At 38.3% G+C, this 561-nt stretch carries 1 protein-coding gene; it reads left to right on the forward strand.

Translation table 11 applies throughout. The features are described from left to right. A partial coding sequence (locus ABN217_RS20020; RefSeq protein ID WP_349459972.1) for a MipA/OmpV family protein occupies nucleotides 1-433 on the forward strand: 433 nt, incomplete at its 5' end. Nucleotides 434-561: the final 128 nt, after the last annotated feature.

Here is a 561-nt window from a genome sequence, read left to right on the forward strand (position 1 = left end):
TCGTGATACTATGATGGGAGGCTTTACTTATAAACATCATGAATCATGGGGTAGCTTAAGAGCGATTGTGTCGGGTGATATGCTGGGTAAAAGTAACGGTATTATCGCTGATGCAGCCTATTTATATCCTTTCGAATTAGGTAATTGGTCTTTTCAACCTGGGGCGGGTGTTGTGTGGGAGAACAAAAAGCAAAACCGTTATGCTTATGGTATTACCCATGCAGAATCGCAACGTAGCGGTTTAGCTGAGTACCGTCCGAATGATAGTTGGAGACCTTATGTTGAGGTTTCTGCTAACTACAAATTTACCGAAAAATGGAACTTCTTTGCGATGGGGCGAGTTGACCACTTACCAAGCGAAGTGAAAGATAGCCCAATGGTGAATAAGTCTGTCACTGCGATTGTATGGACAGGTGTAACTTATACATTCTAATTAAAGTATGTTTAACGCAGTTAATATTAAATAGACTATCAAATAAAAAAAGCTTCGATTTAACCTCGAAGCTTTTTTTTATTTGTGTAATATGCGAGCAATATTTATTTTTCAGCAATATTCTTACG

The sequence above is a fragment of the Proteus sp. fly-1067 genome (assembly GCF_040139345.1).
Classification (GTDB): domain Bacteria; phylum Pseudomonadota; class Gammaproteobacteria; order Enterobacterales; family Enterobacteriaceae; genus Proteus; species Proteus vulgaris_B.